At 40.0% G+C, this 17618-nt stretch carries 15 protein-coding genes; 9 read left to right on the top strand and 6 right to left on the bottom strand.

Features of this window, described 5'->3' with window-relative positions:
* Window positions 1–46 precede the first annotated feature (46 nt).
* From porL to CJ263_RS10885, 6 genes are all read right to left on the bottom strand, one after another.
* Window positions 47–697, bottom strand: a complete 651-nt coding sequence (gene porL / locus CJ263_RS10910) for a type IX secretion system motor protein PorL/GldL (protein ID WP_094997301.1) — start codon at window positions 695–697, stop codon at window positions 47–49.
* 78 nt (window positions 698–775) lie between these two features.
* Entirely contained in the window at window positions 776–2140 is a 1365-nt protein-coding gene (porK, locus tag CJ263_RS10905; protein WP_094997300.1) for a T9SS ring complex lipoprotein PorK/GldK, read from the bottom strand.
* A gap of 120 nt (window positions 2141–2260) precedes the next feature.
* The gene (locus CJ263_RS10900; RefSeq protein WP_094997299.1) at window positions 2261–3418 is read right to left on the bottom strand and encodes a formimidoylglutamase; all 1158 of its coding nucleotides are present in this window, start codon (window positions 3416–3418) and stop codon (window positions 2261–2263) included.
* A 68-nt stretch (window positions 3419–3486) separates the two neighbouring features.
* Window positions 3487–5976 (bottom strand): type I DNA topoisomerase, encoded by a 2490-nt coding sequence (gene topA, locus CJ263_RS10895; RefSeq protein WP_094997298.1) that lies wholly within the window; start codon window positions 5974–5976, stop codon window positions 3487–3489.
* Between the two features lie 120 nt (window positions 5977–6096).
* Window positions 6097–7332 carry an LVIVD repeat-containing protein gene (locus tag CJ263_RS10890; protein ID WP_094999215.1) on the bottom strand — a complete coding sequence of 412 codons (1236 nt, stop codon included), beginning with the start codon at window positions 7330–7332 and terminating at the stop codon, window positions 6097–6099.
* Window positions 7333–7465: 133 nt separating this feature from the next.
* Complete coding sequence (locus tag CJ263_RS10885) at window positions 7466–8203, bottom strand: hypothetical protein (RefSeq protein ID WP_094997297.1); 738 nt, start codon at window positions 8201–8203, stop codon at window positions 7466–7468.
* 136 nt (window positions 8204–8339) lie between these two features.
* Here CJ263_RS10885 and miaB point away from each other — a divergent pair, with 136 nt between their 5' ends.
* From miaB to purH, 9 genes are all read left to right on the top strand, one after another.
* Window positions 8340–9785 carry a tRNA (N6-isopentenyl adenosine(37)-C2)-methylthiotransferase MiaB gene (miaB, locus tag CJ263_RS10880; protein WP_094997296.1) on the top strand — a complete coding sequence of 482 codons (1446 nt, stop codon included), beginning with the start codon at window positions 8340–8342 and terminating at the stop codon, window positions 9783–9785.
* A 19-nt stretch (window positions 9786–9804) separates the two neighbouring features.
* Window positions 9805–11076 (top strand): sigma-54 interaction domain-containing protein, encoded by a 1272-nt coding sequence (locus tag CJ263_RS10875; protein WP_094997295.1) that lies wholly within the window; start codon window positions 9805–9807, stop codon window positions 11074–11076.
* A gap of 55 nt (window positions 11077–11131) precedes the next feature.
* Window positions 11132–11623 (top strand): LptE family protein, encoded by a 492-nt coding sequence (locus CJ263_RS10870; RefSeq protein ID WP_094997294.1) that lies wholly within the window; start codon window positions 11132–11134, stop codon window positions 11621–11623.
* 3 nt (window positions 11624–11626) lie between these two features.
* On the top strand, window positions 11627–12511 hold the full coding sequence (locus CJ263_RS10865) for a hypothetical protein (protein WP_094997293.1): 885 nt from the start codon (window positions 11627–11629) through the stop codon (window positions 12509–12511).
* Window positions 12512–12516: 5 nt separating this feature from the next.
* The gene (secG, locus tag CJ263_RS10860; RefSeq protein ID WP_094997292.1) at window positions 12517–12876 is read left to right on the top strand and encodes a preprotein translocase subunit SecG; all 360 of its coding nucleotides are present in this window, start codon (window positions 12517–12519) and stop codon (window positions 12874–12876) included.
* A gap of 142 nt (window positions 12877–13018) precedes the next feature.
* Entirely contained in the window at window positions 13019–13297 is a 279-nt protein-coding gene (locus CJ263_RS10855; RefSeq protein WP_094997291.1) for a co-chaperone GroES, read from the top strand.
* 115 nt (window positions 13298–13412) lie between these two features.
* Entirely contained in the window at window positions 13413–15044 is a 1632-nt protein-coding gene (gene groL, locus CJ263_RS10850) for a chaperonin GroEL (protein ID WP_094997290.1), read from the top strand.
* A gap of 494 nt (window positions 15045–15538) precedes the next feature.
* Window positions 15539–15988, top strand: a complete 450-nt coding sequence (locus tag CJ263_RS10845) for a GAF domain-containing protein (protein WP_094997289.1) — start codon at window positions 15539–15541, stop codon at window positions 15986–15988.
* Between the two features lie 92 nt (window positions 15989–16080).
* Entirely contained in the window at window positions 16081–17613 is a 1533-nt protein-coding gene (gene purH / locus CJ263_RS10840; RefSeq protein ID WP_094997288.1) for a bifunctional phosphoribosylaminoimidazolecarboxamide formyltransferase/IMP cyclohydrolase, read from the top strand.
* Window positions 17614–17618: the final 5 nt, after the last annotated feature.

The following is a 17618-nucleotide window of genomic DNA, read 5'->3' as shown; positions in this document are numbered from 1 at the left end:
AGATTTTAATTAATACTGATTTGGTTTGGTTTTATTAAAATCCAATTTAGTTTCTGTTCATTGCGGACAACATTCCACCATAAACACCATTCAAAGAAGAAAGGTTTGTGGACAATGAAGCCATTTGCTCTTTAAGCGCACTTGCATTCTGAACAACTTCCTCGTTAACGGAAGCTTGTCTGCTAGCACTTTCCAATTGTACTTTATAAAGACTGTTTAAAGATTCCATTTGAGCGGCAGCCTGTACCATTTCTTCGGAATACTTTCTTGTAGACTCCATAGCATCAACAGTAGGAGCGATACCTTTCGCAGCACCTTCAAAGTTCTTGATGCTAGATCCCAAGCTCTCCATTAGGCTGGCGTCAACACCTGCCTCTTTTAAAAGATCATCCAATTTTTTGGACAAAGAAGTTTCTGCTTCCTTAACTTCAGCTAGTTCATTTTTTCTTCCTTTGGATTCCCCGCCAGCTAATTCTGGATAGACTAAAGACCAATCCAATTCATCGTCTACTGGTTCAAATGCACTAATAGCGAAGATCAATGCTTCTGTAATAAGACCGATCGCCAATAAAAGACCACCTGTTAAAGGTCCAAACTCCCAGTGAAGAATTTTAAATAATGCACCTATGATTACGACTGATGCTCCAAGCCCGTAGGCCATGTTGAATAATTTTTTTGTTGATTTTGACTGTGCCATGATTTAATTTTAATTTAAAGGTTTAATACTAAAGATTTGGTTAATAATTGATATGAATAGTTTACTAGTTTACTCTTTTTATTGCGTTGAATCTTCTTCGCCCATGTAATCCTGTACGGTTCTGAAGCCTATGTAACTACGGGCAGAATCCGCATATTCGTAATCCCTTGTGCTTACTTGTAAGAAATAGGCAACATCTTTCCAGGAACCACCTCTGATAACTTTTCTCGTATTGGATTGATCACCTCCGTTAGGGTTCATAGTGGATACATAATCGTACGCACTTGGATCATAACTGGAGTTGGTCCATTCCGCCACGTTACCGGCCATATTGTATAAGTTAAAGTCATTCGGCTCATAGGACTTGGCTTCTACCGTGTACAAAGCGGCATCCGCTGCGTAATCACCTCGCTGAGGCTTAAAGTTAGCCATAAAACAACCCGTGTCACTAATTACATATGGACCACCCCAAGGATAAGTACCTCCTTCAATTCCACCTCTTGCGGCATATTCCCACTCTGCTTCTGTAGGTAACCTAAATTGGTTCACAAATTGCTTTCCACGACTTTTTTGGTCATCGTTTTTAAACTTTGTTCTCCAATTACAGAAAGCTTTTGCCTGTTGCCAAGAGATTCCAACTACCGGGTAATCACTGTAGGCATCGTGCCAAAAATAATCGTTATGCATTGGTTCGTTATAGGAGTATTCAAAATCCCTGATCCATACTGTAGTATCTGGATATATTTCCAATTCCTCATGACGGATAAAGTCCTTTCTGCTGCCTTTGCCTTTTTTTGAAGCACGAGCTGCTGCCTCGATATCCATCCAGCTATACTTATATTTTAGCTTAGTTACATCGATGCTTCTTTGACCATTATAGGATTCCTCTTCTGGAATATACAATGAATCCATCACCTCGGCGTAATATTCGTCCGGATATTCTGAAGTGTCCCAAATGAGGTCCTCATCTTTATTTAGAGCCCTTCCTTCATAACCAGTTTCTCCCATACCTGAATAATTATCAAGCATATATTTATCATAAACAGAGGCTCTGGTAGTATCCGCATCCTTAAATGCATAATCCCCAATTCCTCCATCCTCGGGTCCAATTCCAAGCTCATCGGCCAAAATGGCCAAACGTGTTCTGGTTATAGAATCCTTTACCCATTCCACGAATTGACGGTATTCACTATTGGTAATTTCAGTATCGTCCATATAAAAGGATCTTACCGTAACTGTCTTTGTAGGTGCGTTCAATACTTTGGCTTGGTCTTCTTCACTTTTACCCATAATGAAAGAACCCCTTGGGATAAGTTCCATTCCATATGGTTTTTCGGGATACCATTTTTTGCCCTGGGCTCCGACTAGCTCTCCTTTAGTCTTTGACCCACAACTCGTGAGCAAAAAAACAAACGCTATAGATGATAACAATAGCTTCTTCATACTTTAGGTTAAATTTCGATTATGGTTAAAATGTAAATACTATAATGTTATTCTAATTCTTAAAACTATCTTTTGAATAAATTATTGTATTAATAATTTTATGTCTTACTAATTTTTCAATTAATTAAAGCCCTTTTTATAGGCCTTAAACCACCGTTCGGGAATTTTTTGGTCACATGCGTCCAAATAATCCTGCTCTGTGCAAGGTAATAACGCTTGTGTACCTTCTTTAGTATGTGAAGTAAAAATAGATGGCACCTCTACCCACCATCTTTCTGTTAAAAGGCTCTTGTAGAAAACGAGCTCCTCTTCCTCGTTGGGAACATTATATTTGGTAAAATCGTCCGTTTTATTGTAGGGCGACTCCTTGATACGATAATTTATACCTTCTATAAAGTACCATATTATATGAGCTAATAGTTGTTGACATTGGACATTGTTTTCCATTTCAAAAATACCAAACACCATGACACGCTCACTAATACCCGCGTATCTTGCTATGGCACAAATTTCCCTTCCCGTAAATCCGTTAGGTGAAAAATTTCCTGAAAATCCAATTTCACTGGCCTTTATGGCTCTTGAATCCAGGCTAACCATGTGTGCATTTCTGAGCACCGGTTCCGCCAGAGAAAGATCGTTGGCTATTTCTCCCAACCTATAAGAGTCAAAAAAAAGACGCTCCATAAGATCCACCTCCTCTTGAGCATTGAAATAACTCTGATAGCCAATATTGGAAAAATTGAAAAGATTATTAGGCTTGTCCGTAATGATTTTGCTCATATAGGAATGGGAGGATATGAGTTCATCATCAATACCAAAATCAAATCGGCTATCCACGGAGACCAAGTTGATCATATCCTTAATTCCGTCAAAAGCACGATATGCCGGATAGGTAATGTCTTGCGTAGCTCCTAATATTATAGGTATAATGCCCTCTTCCAAAAGACCGGCCGTAACCTCCTTGACCACAAAATAGGTATCCTCGACCGTTTCACCTTCTTCCAGATCGCCAAGATCCACGATGGTGGTATCCCAGTTACCAAGCATCAGTTTATACAACTGTAACCGAATCGCCGAAACGTCCAAAATTTCCAGCTTCTTTTCATAGGCATTCCTGGATTCTTTGACGCCGAAAATCGCAACGGTCGCATTGGCTAAAACCGGCAAACCGTCTTTAACCGTATGAATATATGTATTTCTACCTATTGCCTGGGCTGGCAACAATTCGCAATGGGCAAGCACCCTATCCTCTACAGGAACTAAAAAATCAAAAGCCATGTTGGTTTTAAGTATTGATTTTGATTATTTAAAAGTGAAGCCTTCTATCACTTCCTTTCAAAATTATACTACTTTTTTGATTTGGGTTTCGCTTTCGTCTTTTTTTTGGGAGCCTTTTTTTCAATTAATTCTGCAGCTTCTTCCAATGACATTTTGGATACATCCACCGTCTTGGCCAATTCGACCTTAGTTTTACCTTTTATAATATTGTGCCGTCCCCATCTTGCCTTTTCAATTCTAATGCCCTGGTCTGGCCAGTTTTGAACGACTTTTTCTCTTTCCTTCTGCTTTTTGTCTTCAATAAGCGCCACAATATCATCTTTGGACAAATTATCAAAGTCATATTTTTTGTTGACATTGATAAACATACCGTTCCATTTTATATAAGGTCCAAATCTTCCGACACCTTTGGTTACATCCTCACCTTCATAACTGGCAATAGGGGCATCGGCCTCTTGTTTCTCCTTTATTAACTCTATGGCCCGTTCCATTTCAACTTCCATGGCACTTTCATCCTTGGGTAGCGAAATAAAGGTCTTGCCAAAACGTACATAAGGTCCAAACCTACCTACATTGGCCTCGACTTCTTCACCTTCGTAAACCCCTAATTTTCTTGGAAGTTTAAAAAGGTCCATAGCCTCCTCATAGGTAATGGTATTTAATGATTGATCCGGCAAAAGACTGGCAAAAAGTGGTTTTTCTTCCTCTTCTACTGTTCCAATCTGGACCATGGGCCCAAATCTACCTAAACGTACAGACACCTGTCTTCCAGTTTTCGGGTCTTTCCCCAGCACACGTTCACCACTGGCACGATCCGCATTTTCCTCAACATCTACCACATTGGGATGAAAATCCTTATAAAAGTTCTTCATCATTTTCTTCCAATCTTCCTCGCCCGTAGCAATTTCATCAAAATCCTCTTCTACCTGAGCGGTAAAATTATAATCCAGGATATTTCCAAAATTACTGACCAAGAAATCGGTGACAATGGTTCCTATATCGGTGGGTACCATTTTACCTTTATCAGAACCAACATTTTCAGTGAGGTTCTTTTCCTTTATCCTATTGGCTTCCAAAACCAATTGGGCATATTTTCTTTCGGTACCCTCAACGGTACCCTTTTCTACATATCCCCGGTTTAAAATTGTTGAAATGGTAGGTGCATATGTAGATGGCCTTCCTATTCCTAGTTCCTCCAATTTTTTAACCAAGGAAGCTTCGGTAAATCGATAAGGTGGTCGTGTAAATCGCTCTGTGGCGGAAATATAATTGTTTAAGAGAACTTCGTTTACCTTCAATACCGGAAGCATGCCATCCTGTTCCTCTGCCAAGTCCTCATCATCAACACCTTCAAGATAGACTTTCAGGAAACCATCAAACTTAATGACCTCTCCGTTGGCCGTAAATTCTTCGGAATGCTTATCTGCCTGAATGCGTACATTGGTTCGTTCCAATTCAGCATCGCTCATTTGGGACGCTATCGTTCTTTTCCAAATAAGATCATACAATTTTGCCTGGTCTCTTTCAAGCGAAGGAGATTGATTTCCCATATCCGTGGGACGTATTGCCTCGTGAGCCTCCTGTGCTCCCTTGGACTTGCCTGTAAAGTTTCTGACCTTGCTATACTTCTCTCCGTAATTTTCAACAATTGCCTCCTTGGCAGCATTTATTGCCTCGCCAGATAGGTTTACGCTATCCGTTCTCATATAGGTTATGAGTCCGGCCTCGTACAAACGTTGTGCCACCTGCATGGTTCTGCCCACCGAAAAATATAGCTTTCTTGACGCCTCCTGCTGCAATGTGGAAGTGGTAAATGGTGCCGAGGGAGATTTCTTGGCAGGCTTTTTATCCAGTTTGGCTACAGAAAATTTGGCTTCTATATTTTCTTCCAGAAAGGCATTCGCTTCCTCTTTGGATTCAAAGGACTTTGGCAACTTCGCCTGGAAAACACTGCCAGAATTCGTTCTGAACTCCGCAGAAACCTTAAAGGATCCTTCCGGGACAAAAGCTTCAATATCACGCTCCCGCTCCACAATAAGTCTTACGGCAACGGATTGCACCCTACCCGCAGATAATCCCGGTTTTATCTTTTTCCAGAGTACCGGAGACAGCTCATACCCTACCAAACGATCCAACACCCTCCTAGCTTGTTGGGCATTTACCAAGTTGTAATTGATATCCCGTGGATTTTCAATGGCCCTTTGTATGGCGGCCTTTGTAACCGAGTTAAAAACAATTCTTTTCGTTTTTTCTTTATCCAAGCCTAATTCTTCTGCCAAGTGCCAAGAAATGGCTTCTCCTTCTCGATCTTCATCACTTGCCAGCCATATGGTTTCCGCTTTGTTTGCAAGATCTTTTAATTTTTTGACCAAGGCCTTTTTTTCCTTATCAACAATATATTTGGGCGCAAAATCATTCTCCACATCCACTCCCAATTCCTTGGACGGCAAATCTGCAATATGTCCAAAACTGGACTCTACCTTAAAATCCTTTCCCAGAAATTTTTCGATGGTTTTTGCTTTCGCCGGAGACTCAACTATTACTAAATTCTTGGCCATGCGTTGGTTTTTATGAGCAACAAAAGTAGTCGATTTTTTTAATTTGCCTCAACATATAATAATATGGTATAAAAAAACACCCATGTTTAATGGGTGTTCTCAGTTGAATAAAGGTCAATATTAGTTGAGTTCCAACTCGCTGATCAAATTGATTTTATGATCTAAATATTCATATTGATACAAAACTCCTTCACCTACCATTAAAAGATTTTCCTCCAAGGGAATTACATCAAAGGTCACCACGTTTTTAAAGTGGTCCAAGGTCTTTAGGTTTGCTATATCGGATTTATCAAAAACTTTTAAACCGGAAGCGCCATCACAAATAAATAGCTTCTCATCCTTTATGCCCAAACCGTAGGGCTCATCCATACTGTAGGTTTGTTTAAGTACGGGTTCAGAAATATTGGAAATATCTATGATAAATAAACCACTTTCCGTTGCTCCACAGGTATTGCCTCCTCGTAGTGTAACATAGGCGTAGTTATCGTCTACCACAACCGGGTCACAGGCCGTACCATGCTGAAATTCCGAAACAAAGGTTGGAGTCGCCGGAGAAGAGATATCATATATGTACATCCCTCTCATACTACCTAGAAAAAGATATTGACCTTTGTTAAATATGGTTTCTATATCAAAACCGGCAAAGACATCTTCCAGATCCTTAGGGTTTTCTAGGTTGGAAATATTGAAGACATTTATATTATGACTGTCCACCGCATAAAGATATTGGTCCACAATCTTAAACCGGGCCAAAGAACCTCCCTGTCCTACCGATGCGTCATTGGCGGATTCCGCAAGAGCGAAGTCAATACCGGAAAACCTTTCCTCATATTCAGATTTCAATCTTTTTTCCGTTACTATTTCCCAACCTATTAATATTTCCTCATTGTAATCAATAGTCTCATACTCTATAAAATCTGCTTCCGAAGGCCATATTATATTGTCCCTTAGTACATTTTCCAAACGGTTTACAATGGTGATGTTATTGATATTGGAAATATCCAACACAACTAAATCCATAAGACTATCCGCGAAGAGATAATCGTCTTTTACCGAAATATCCACGTTTCCCGCAATTTTTATAAAAGCAATTTTTTGGGGAGAAGCGGGATTGGAATTATCGATAACATGAACACCTTTATATTTATCGTTCACAAAAATGTAGTCCTTGTAAGCATAAATTTTTCCGGATTCGTCTATTGGTATCGGATCAATTATGTCCACACCATTTTCAAATTCGGCAAGACTTATTTTAAGGGGTTTGGCCACTTGGTACTCTTTGTAAAGGTCGTCGTCCTTTTTATCACAGGAGATAAACAATACGCCAAGAAGAAGGAAAAAGGCAAGTTTTTTCATAGCAGATCCATTTTGCACGTTATTTATTCCAACCAACATTTTGATCAGGCACAATTGGCCTTTCCCACGAATTGCGGAAAAAGTTTGTTACATAATAGATTCATTTTAAGATGAAAAGTTGCGTCAAGCCAGCCTAATATTCCTTCATTTCAGCCACAAAGCCCAAACCGTCCTTATATATAAAATAGACGGGTATTTTTGATAACATTGCGGTAAACAAAACACCAACACAACACAGTAAAATTCCTAATTCCGCGACAATACCCATAACAACGACCAATCCGAAAATAACCAACCAATTTTTATTGCCCAGTTTAAAACTGGCCTTTACAGTTTCCATGGCAGTTAGATTTTCATTAAATGCAACAAAAGCAGGAAAAAGGGACAAGGGAACCACCAAATAGAAAATACCTATTCCACACGTGAAAACTCCCAAAATACTTAAGCCCAACATGATTAAAGAAAGTACAAGAATTTTTCCAAGGCGACCTTCCCTAAAGAAATAAAAGTAATCGTCGTTGCCAGCCCCATCTACATCCTTTTGCCTACAAATTTTCAAAAACGCCGCATTCAATGCAATGGCAAAAGTGGTCATTCCTATCATTACTATAGGCAGTAATATGGACATGCTTAAAATAACAATCAACGGTGGGTCATCATTACGCAACATCTCTGGATCTGTAATTCCTGCCGCAATCATAGGAATATAAATCATGAAATAAAAAGGAAGTACGGTTACAACGGTTAATAATAGCGTTATAAAACCCTGTAGCCAAACCTTTTTGAAAAGGTCTATAGACCTACTGAATATGGAACCAAAATCCAAAGGTTGCTTTTCCTCTATTATTTTTTTTAGTTGCCCAAGGCTCATGGTGGATAATTTAATAGGGTTAATTTAATGGCATTTAAAGTATAAAATTAAGCTAAATTAAACTGTCAACTTGTCACATTTTTGAATATAATGCTATCTTTGCGGACCCATTATTCAATGGCAATTTGAGGAATTTATGGAGAAAACAATTGACGAGAGCATTCAAGGTTCCGCTTTGAGAACTGAAAATAAAATTCACAACGGGCGGAATCTCTACATAGAGAGTTATGGTTGTCAGATGAATTTTTCCGATAGTGAGATTGTGGCCTCCATTCTAGCACAGGAAGGTTTTAACACCACCCAAAAATTGGAGGACGCAGATTTAGTTCTGGTAAATACCTGTTCCATACGTGAAAAGGCCGAATTGACCGTAAGAAAACGTCTTGAGAAATTCAATACCATTAAAAAGGATAGACCACATCTAAAAGTTGGTGTACTGGGGTGTATGGCAGAACGTTTGAAACATCAGTTCCTTGAAGAAGAAAAAATAGTGGATATGGTGGTGGGCCCCGATGCCTATAAAGATTTGCCCAACCTCATCCAGGAAATCGATGAAGGTAGAAATGCCGTTAACGTTATTCTTTCAAAGGACGAGACTTATGGGGATGTGGCCCCTGTAAGATTGAACTCCAACGGGGTTAACGCATTCGTATCCATTACCAGGGGCTGTGATAACATGTGCACTTTTTGCGTGGTACCTTTCACCCGGGGAAGGGAAAGAAGTAGGGACCCACAATCGATAATTAAGGAAGTAAACGACCTGTGGCACAAGGGATTCAAGGAAGTTACCCTTTTGGGCCAAAATGTGGACAGCTATCTTTGGTATGGTGGTGGATTAAAAAAAGATTTTGGCAAGGCCTCTGAAATGGAAAAGGCCATGGCCGTCAGCTTCGCTCAATTATTGGAGAAAGTGGCATTGGCCCAACCTAAGATGAGAATTAGGTTTTCCACATCAAATCCTCAGGATATGACCTTGGATGTAATCCACACCATGGCGAAGTATGAAAATATATGCAACTACATTCATTTACCCGTGCAAAGTGGAAGCAATAGAATATTAAAGGCGATGAATCGCCTGCATACCCGCGAAGAGTACTTTGAACTTATTGACAACATAAGGAACATTATACCGGATTGCGCCATTTCCCAAGACATGATTACGGGATTCCCCACAGAAGAGGAAGAGGACCATAAGGATACATTGTCATTGATGGAATATGTAAAATATGACTACGGGTTCATGTTCGCTTACTCCGAAAGACCCGGAACACTTGCTGAACGTAAATTGGAAGATGATGTTCCAAACGAAATAAAAAAGCGTCGGCTTTCAGAAATTATAGCACTTCAACGCCAACATTCCTATGAACGCATAAAAGCCAATCTTGGTAAGACTCAGGAGGTATTGATAGAGGGAAGCTCCAAAAAGTCAGATGCACATTGGATGGGACGCACCTCCCAGAATACCGTAGCGGTTTTCCCTAAAGAAAATTATAAGGTGGGCGACTTTGTGATGGTAGAAATGCAGGATTGTACATCGGCTACATTATTAGGAAAAGCCATTGGGTATTCCTCTAACAACTAAGCAAGATACTGTACTATAAATGGAAAGTATACAGAGTATAAAACAACGTTTTGAAATTATAGGCCAAGACCCTAAACTTAATAGGGCGATTGAAAAGGCCATACAGGTAGCACCTACCGATATATCCGTTTTGGTAACCGGGGAAAGTGGTGTTGGTAAGGAGTCCATACCCAAAATCATTCATTCTCTTTCCCATAGAAAGCATGCCAAATACATTGCGGTAAACTGTGGTGCTATTCCGGAAGGGACTATAGACAGTGAACTATTTGGACACGAAAAGGGTGCCTTTACAGGGGCTACCCAAACCCGTAGCGGTTATTTTGAGGTAGCGGACGGAGGTACCATTTTCTTGGATGAAGTTGGGGAACTTCCATTAACCACCCAAGTTAGACTACTTAGGGTCCTGGAAAATGGCGAATTTCTTAAGGTTGGTTCCTCGCAGGTTCAGAAGACCAATGTGAGAATCGTGGCAGCGACAAATGTAAATATGTTCGAGGCCATAAAGAAGGAAAAATTCAGGGAAGACCTCTATTACAGGTTAAGTACGGTTGAAATCAATATACCGCCTTTGCGGGAAAGACAGGAAGATATCCATTTGTTGTTCAGAAAGTTTGCTTCGGATTTTGGGCAGAAATATAAGATGCCCACGATACGTCTGGAAGATAGTGCCGTAGACCTTCTTTTAAAATACCGATGGCCAGGTAATATTAGGCAACTGCGAAACATAGCAGAGCAGGTTTCCGTATTGGAAGAAAATCGTTCCATTAGCGCGTCCACGCTAAATGCTTATCTACCTCATAATGTAGGCTCTAACCTTCCCGCAGTGGTAAACAATAAGAAATCGGAAGGTGATTTCAGTAATGAACGGGAAATCCTGTATAAAGTACTTTTCGATATGAAAGGGGACCTCAACGATCTTAAAAAGTTGACCATGGAACTCCTTAAAAACAATGATAGCCAAAAAGTTCAGGAAGAAAATGAAAACCTTATTCGAAAAATTTATGGAGACAAACAGGAAGAGGAAATAGAAGATCAGGATATTTCGCCCCTAGAGGTCCTTCATTTACCTGAACCTAAGGTAGAACGGCCTTACACACCTGCACCTCAGGAAGACAAATATCACTTTGCCGAGGAAATCGAGGAAGAGGAAACCTTATCTTTACAGGAAAAGGAAGTTGAACTGATCAAAAAATCCTTGGAAAGAAATAGGGGCAAAAGAAAGGCCGCAGCTTCGGAGTTGGGTATCTCGGAAAGAACGTTATATAGAAAAATCAAACAATACGACCTATAGGTCTAAAAATTTTAAAGAGTTGAAGGTAGGAAAGTCCATTTGTAAGATCTTTTTGATGGTTCTGATAGTAGCCTTGAATGGTTGTGGAATCTATAATTTTACAGGTGCCGGACCCATTGATGCCGATACATTTCAGGTAAATTACTTTCAAAATTATGCCACCCAAAGCCCAGGTTCCACCTTTGAGCCGGGTATGGACCGGGATTTTACCCAAGCCCTTCAAAACAGGATATTGAACCAGACTAGTTTGGATTTGGTAAATAACGGAAATGCAGATCTCCTATACGAAGGTGAAATAACGGAATATAGGATTTCGCCCATGTCCGCAACTGCACAACAAACTGCGGCCCAAAACCGACTTTCCATCAGGGTAAAGGCCCGGTTTTACAACAGAAACAATCCCGATGCGGATTTTGACCAAAGCTTTTCCTTTTTTTACGATTACCCGGCAAACGTGCAGTTGTCGGCAGTAAAGGACGAAGCCCATGAGGTCATCTTTGAACGAATCACACAGGACATCTTTAATGCATCCCTAGCGGATTGGTAACCCATGACAATAACGGATTTTACATACTTCCTTGAAAACCCCAACAAAGTCGTTGACCCGTTACAAACGAAGCAACTGGAGGATATAATAGAAGAATACCCTTATTTCCAAGCTGCAAGGGCATTACACTTGAAAGGGCTAAAAAACCTCAATAGCTATAAATACAACAAAGCATTAAAAACCACGGCTGCCTACACGACGGACAGGGACGTTTTATTCGACTTTATTACCTCTAAGGATTTTTTGCGGTATGACCTGACCGGATCCACCGGCAATGTCGATTATTTGGATACCGCGGAACCGGTTGACAAAACGGAAAAGGAAAAACATTTGATAGAAGAGTCTGAGGACAAGCCTCTGCCCCAGGATATCCAGGATGCGGAAAATATTCTGGACCCTGAAATTTTTTCTAGCAAAGAAACATCAAAAGAGGCCAAGTCCTTGGAAATAGGTGAACCCCTAGACTTTGATAAAAAAGAAAAATACTCCTTTGCGGAATGGCTGCAGTTAACCTCCAAGAAAAAAATAGATAGGGAAAGTACAACACCCAAAACAGAAAAGAGCAAACCCAAAACCAAAAGGGATAACCCATCCGATAATGCCTCACTTAAAAAACAAAAGTTCGATATCATCGATAAGTTTATTGCAGAGAATCCCAAAATAGTTCCAAAAGAAAACATTAAGCCATCCTTCAATCCAAAGGACTCTGTAAGGATTGATAAAAACGAGTTGATGACAGAAACTTTGGCACGGGTTTATCTGGAGCAGAAAAAGTATAAAAAAGCCATTCAGGCATACAAAATTTTAAGTTTGAAATATCCGGAAAAAAGTAGTTTCTTTGCAGACCGAATAAAATCGGTACAAAAAATTCAACAAGAAAACAAGTAGGTAAAATGAGTACATTTTCAATATTCCTGATACTGATCATAATTGTTTGCTTTTTATTGGTATTGGTAATTATGGTACAGAACCCTAAAGGAGGAGGGTTATCATCTTCTTTCGGTGGAGGAGGAAATCAAGTTGTAGGAGGTGTTAAGAAGACGGGCGACTTTTTGGATAAGAGTACTTGGACCTTGGCCGGACTTTTGGTCGTTTTGATCTTGACATCCAATATAGCCTTAAAAGGAAACTTTGGCGATGCAGATTCCAGATTATTACAGGGAGATGATATAGAGACTACCGTTCCGGAAACATTGCCAGAAGAAGTTACCCCACCTGCCACAAATGAAACTACACCCAATGATAGTTTATAGATAGGTGATTAAAAACTTATATAAAATGCCAGCTTAATGACAAGCTGGCATTTTTGTTTTACAATGTGTCAGTTTTTAAGCAATGGCATAATTTCTGCCTATTAAGGATGAAACTTAAAAATCAATTTAAAATTTAAATATTATGGCTAAAGTTAATATCAAACCATTGGCGGACAGAGTTCTTATTGAGCCAATGGCGGCTGAAACAAAAACTGCGTCAGGAATTTATATTCCAGATACGGCAAAGGAGAAACCTCAAAGGGGAAAAGTTGTTGCCGTAGGGCCGGGTACCAAAGACGAAAAAGTTACTGTGAAGGTTGGTGATACTGTTCTTTACGGAAAATATGCCGGTACAGAATTAAAGTTAGATGGTTCTGATTACCTTATGATGCGTGAAAGCGACATTTTAGCTATTATCTAAATAGCAAACGGCTACTGGACACAGGAAAGTAGTCTATCCTAAAAATTAAAAAAACAGAAAAACAATTAACGGCCACAGGCAATAAACCAAAGGCCAAAAGTTAAAATAACATAACATGGCAAAAGACATAAAATTTGACATTGATGCAAGAGACGGACTCAAAAGAGGAGTCGACGCATTGGCAAATGCAGTAAAAGTAACCTTGGGACCAAAAGGTAGAAACGTAATCATTAGTAAATCCTTTGGCGCTCCACAAGTGACCAAGGACGGTGTTACCGTAGCAAAAGAAATAGAGTTGGAAAATGCACTTGAGAACATGGGCGCCCAAATGGTTAAGGAAGTTGCTTCCAAAACCAATGATTTGGCCGGTGACGGTACTACTACTGCAACTGTGCTTGCCCAAGCTATCGTCAAGGAAGGACTTAAAAACGTAGCCGCAGGTGCAAATCCAATGGACCTAAAAAGAGGTATCGACAAGGCTGTTGAGGCCATCGTGGAGAATTTGGCAAAACAAGCTAAAAAAGTGGGTGATTCCTCTGAAAAAATTAAGCAAGTTGCTTCTATATCCGCAAATAATGACGAAACTATAGGGGACTTAATTGCCCAAGCTTTCGGAAAAGTGGGTAAAGAGGGAGTAATTACGGTAGAAGAAGCTAAAGGTACTGATACCTATGTTGACGTTGTGGAAGGTATGCAATTCGATAGAGGCTACCTTTCTCCATATTTCGTAACCGATTCAGAAAAAATGGTTACAGAATTAGAAAACCCTTACATCTTATTGTTTGATAAGAAAATTTCTTCAATGAAGGATTTACTTCCTGTTTTGGAACCTGTAGCACAATCCGGAAAACCTTTATTGATAATCGCCGAGGATGTTGATGGTGAGGCTTTGGCCACTTTGGTAGTAAATAAACTAAGAGGTTCCTTGAAAATCGCCGCGGTTAAAGCACCAGGTTTTGGGGATCGCAGAAAAGCGATGCTAGAAGATATCGCAATCCTAACCAAGGGTACTGTAATCTCAGAAGAAAGAGGATTTTCTTTGGACAACACCACAATCGATATGCTAGGTACTTGTGAGAAAGTACAAATAGACAAGGATAACACCACAATTGTAAATGGTGGGGGTGTTGCTAAGGATATCAAAACAAGGGTAAACCAAATCAAATCTCAAATTGAGACCACTACGTCTGATTACGACAAGGAAAAGCTACAAGAGCGTTTGGCCAAGTTGGCAGGTGGTGTAGCGGTACTTTATGTAGGTGCTGCATCTGAAGTTGAGATGAAAGAAAAGAAAGACCGTGTGGACGATGCATTACACGCTACAAGAGCCGCTGTTGAGGAAGGTATTGTAGCTGGTGGTGGAGTTGCCCTTGTCAGAGCTAAATCCGTTCTTTCCAAGGTAGCTACCGAAAATGAGGATGAAGCCACTGGACTACAGATTGTTGCAAGAGCGATAGAATCTCCATTGAGAACTATTGTTGAAAACGCAGGTGGAGAAGGTTCCGTAGTAGTTGCTAAAATTCTTGAGGGAAAAGGCGATTATGGTTATGATGCCAAGTCTGATAAATTTGTTGAGATGATGAAAGCAGGTATTATCGATCCCAAAAAAGTTACGAGAGTAGCTTTGGAAAATGCCGCATCGGTTTCCGGAATGATCTTGACCACAGAATGTGCATTGACAGAAATTAAGGAAGACGCACCTGCAGGCCCTCCAATGGGCGGCGGTGGAATGCCAGGCATGATGTAGTGGCGAGCCGCCACTGCCAAGTAGCCATTGGCAAATGAGTATTTAAAAAACTGTCCAATAAATATTGGGCAGTTTTTTTATTTCAGGTCATAAAAAAACCACCTTCTTTCTTTACAAAAGGTGGTTTATTTTTCCAAAAGTAAGGACTTATCCCATAAGCCCGAACATGACTACTTCTTTCTAGGAGCAGCTTTTGGAGCAGCCTTTTTTCCAGCTTTAGCTGGTGAAGGCTTTGCAGCTGGTTTTCCAGCCGATTTTGCTTGTGCCATTGGTATCTAATTAATAGAAATTTGCGCTAATGTATTTCAGATTGTGATTCGTGATATTTTTGTTAAGAAAATATTAACTAAAATATATAAGCAACAAAGATTAATCTTTTTATCTATTTGTTAATCATATAGTTACACCATAAAGGGTATAAATTAAAATTTATTGGAAAACCATTGTTTTTCTAAAGGTTTAACCCCAATTTTATCGCTTAAAAATTTGCTATAATGTTCACTTCCTTAAAACCTCTAATCGTTACCATTTTAGAATCGGATAACTCAACGGAAATAAAACTTCAGGAAATTTGCGAACTCTTAAAGGAGAGTATAGACCATTATGACTGGGTAGGATTTTATTTCAGGAACGGAGACAAGGAAGAACTAAAATTAGGACCCTACGCAGGTGCGCCAACAGACCATACCATCATTCCATTTGGAAAGGGGATTTGCGGACAGGTTGCGGTTAGCAACCAAAACTTTGTTGTGCCCGATGTTAAGGGTCAGGATAACTACATTGCCTGTAGTATCACCGTTAAGTCAGAAATTGTGGTACCGCTATTCGTCAACGGGGAAAATATTGGACAAATAGATATAGATTCCAACACGTTGGACCCATTTACTGAAGAGGATGAGCGATTCTTGGAGTTCATCAATAGCGAGGTCTCTAAAATTCTTTAAAACTTTAGTGTTTTTGTTGATAAACTCAACTCTTTTTTAGCATCAAAAAAGGTACTTTTGTTGCCTTAATCGTTAACCTTAAGCACCCACAAATGAGCAGCTCAAAAAAAGCATCCTCGGCCCTTATTTCAGTATTCCATAAAGATGGCCTAGAGCCCATCGTTAAGAAATTTCAAGAACTAGGCATAACCATTTATTCCACTGGAGGTACAGAGAAGTTCATTAAAGATCTGGGTATTGATGTAATCCCGGTAGAGGACGTTACTAGCTACCCTTCCATTTTAGGGGGAAGAGTTAAAACATTGCATCCCAAAGTCTTTGGAGGTATTCTAAACAGGCAGGACAACGAAAACGATGTTGCCCAACTGGAAGAGTTTGACATCCCTCAATTGGACATCGTAATCGTAGATCTCTACCCTTTCGAAAAAACGGTTGCAAGTGGGGCTTCGGAACAAGATATTATTGAAAAAATTGATATTGGTGGTATATCATTGATCAGGGCAGCAGCCAAAAACTACAAGGATGTGATTTGCGTTTCCTCCATGGAGGACTATGCTGAATTTTTGGAGGTAATGTCCAAAAACGAAGGGGAAACTACATTGGAAGAACGAAGGAGGTTTGCGACAAAATCATTCAATGTATCATCCCATTACGATTCCGCTATTTTCAACTATTTTAACAAAAATCATGACATTGCGGCCCTAAAGGTTAGCGAAACACAGGGAAAAGTATTGCGTTATGGAGAAAACCCGCATCAAAAGGGATTTTTCTTTGGGGATTTTGACGCCATGTTCTCCAAATTGCACGGTAAGGAACTCTCTTACAATAATTTGTTAGATGTAGATGCCGCTGTAAACTTGATGCTAGAATTTAAGAACGAAGCACCTACGTTTGCCATTCTAAAACACAATAATGCTTGTGGATTGGCGCAAAGGGACACATTGCATCAGGCTTATGTAGATGCATTGGCCGGCGACCCAGTATCGGCCTTTGGAGGAGTACTGATCAGCAACAAGGAAATAGACAAGGATACGGCGGAGGAAATTCATAAACTTTTTTGTGAAGTAGTCATTGCACCAAGTTATGCGGCAGATGCCTTGGAAATTTTAAAAGGGAAAAAGAACAGGATTATTTTAGTACTGAACGAAGTAGATATGCCTGAAATGCAAGTAAGAACATGCCTGAACGGAATATTACTCCAAGAAAAAGACCATAAGACCGATGCTCTGGCAGATGTAAGTCATGCTACCAAAACCCAACCAACCGATCAAGAGTTGGAGGATCTTTTGTTTGCATCCAAAATTTGCAAGCATACAAAATCCAACACTATAGTGCTGACCAAGAACAAACAGCTATGTGCCAGCGGAACCGGTCAGACCTCCAGAGTGGATGCCTTGAACCAGGCCATACATAAGGCAAACTCGTTTAATTTCGATTTAAAGGGAGCGGTTATGGCCAGTGATGCATTCTTCCCGTTTCCAGATTGTGTAGAGATTGCAGGCAAGGCAGGAATTACAAGCGTGATACAGCCCGGGGGATCAATTAAAGATCAGTTGAGCATAGATTATTGCAATGAAAATGATATTTCTATGGTGATGACTGGCACACGTCATTTTAAGCATTAAATTTA

The organism is Maribacter cobaltidurans (assembly GCF_002269385.1).
In the GTDB taxonomy this organism is placed as follows: domain Bacteria; phylum Bacteroidota; class Bacteroidia; order Flavobacteriales; family Flavobacteriaceae; genus Maribacter; species Maribacter cobaltidurans.
This window is presented reverse-complemented; position numbering and strand designations above follow the sequence as displayed.

What these genes read in the sequence shown, in the direction of transcription:
- porL (WP_094997301.1), bottom strand. Translation starts at nt 697, where the DNA reads ATGGCACAGTCAAAATCAACAAAAAAATTATTCAACATGGCCTACGGG.
- porK (WP_094997300.1), bottom strand. Translation starts at nt 2,140, where the DNA reads ATGAAGAAGCTATTGTTATCATCTATAGCGTTTGTTTTTTTGCTCACG.
- CJ263_RS10900 (WP_094997299.1), bottom strand. Translation starts at nt 3,418, where the DNA reads ATGGCTTTTGATTTTTTAGTTCCTGTAGAGGATAGGGTGCTTGCCCAT.
- topA (WP_094997298.1), bottom strand. Translation starts at nt 5,976, where the DNA reads ATGGCCAAGAATTTAGTAATAGTTGAGTCTCCGGCGAAAGCAAAAACC.
- CJ263_RS10890 (WP_094999215.1), bottom strand. Translation starts at nt 7,332, where the DNA reads ATGAAAAAACTTGCCTTTTTCCTTCTTCTTGGCGTATTGTTTATCTCC.
- CJ263_RS10885 (WP_094997297.1), bottom strand. Translation starts at nt 8,203, where the DNA reads ATGAGCCTTGGGCAACTAAAAAAAATAATAGAGGAAAAGCAACCTTTG.
- miaB (WP_094997296.1), top strand. Translation starts at nt 8,340, where the DNA reads ATGGAGAAAACAATTGACGAGAGCATTCAAGGTTCCGCTTTGAGAACT.
- CJ263_RS10875 (WP_094997295.1), top strand. Translation starts at nt 9,805, where the DNA reads ATGGAAAGTATACAGAGTATAAAACAACGTTTTGAAATTATAGGCCAA.
- CJ263_RS10870 (WP_094997294.1), top strand. Translation starts at nt 11,132, where the DNA reads ATGGTTCTGATAGTAGCCTTGAATGGTTGTGGAATCTATAATTTTACA.
- CJ263_RS10865 (WP_094997293.1), top strand. Translation starts at nt 11,627, where the DNA reads ATGACAATAACGGATTTTACATACTTCCTTGAAAACCCCAACAAAGTC.
- secG (WP_094997292.1), top strand. Translation starts at nt 12,517, where the DNA reads ATGAGTACATTTTCAATATTCCTGATACTGATCATAATTGTTTGCTTT.
- CJ263_RS10855 (WP_094997291.1), top strand. Translation starts at nt 13,019, where the DNA reads ATGGCTAAAGTTAATATCAAACCATTGGCGGACAGAGTTCTTATTGAG.
- groL (WP_094997290.1), top strand. Translation starts at nt 13,413, where the DNA reads ATGGCAAAAGACATAAAATTTGACATTGATGCAAGAGACGGACTCAAA.
- CJ263_RS10845 (WP_094997289.1), top strand. Translation starts at nt 15,539, where the DNA reads ATGTTCACTTCCTTAAAACCTCTAATCGTTACCATTTTAGAATCGGAT.
- purH (WP_094997288.1), top strand. Translation starts at nt 16,081, where the DNA reads ATGAGCAGCTCAAAAAAAGCATCCTCGGCCCTTATTTCAGTATTCCAT.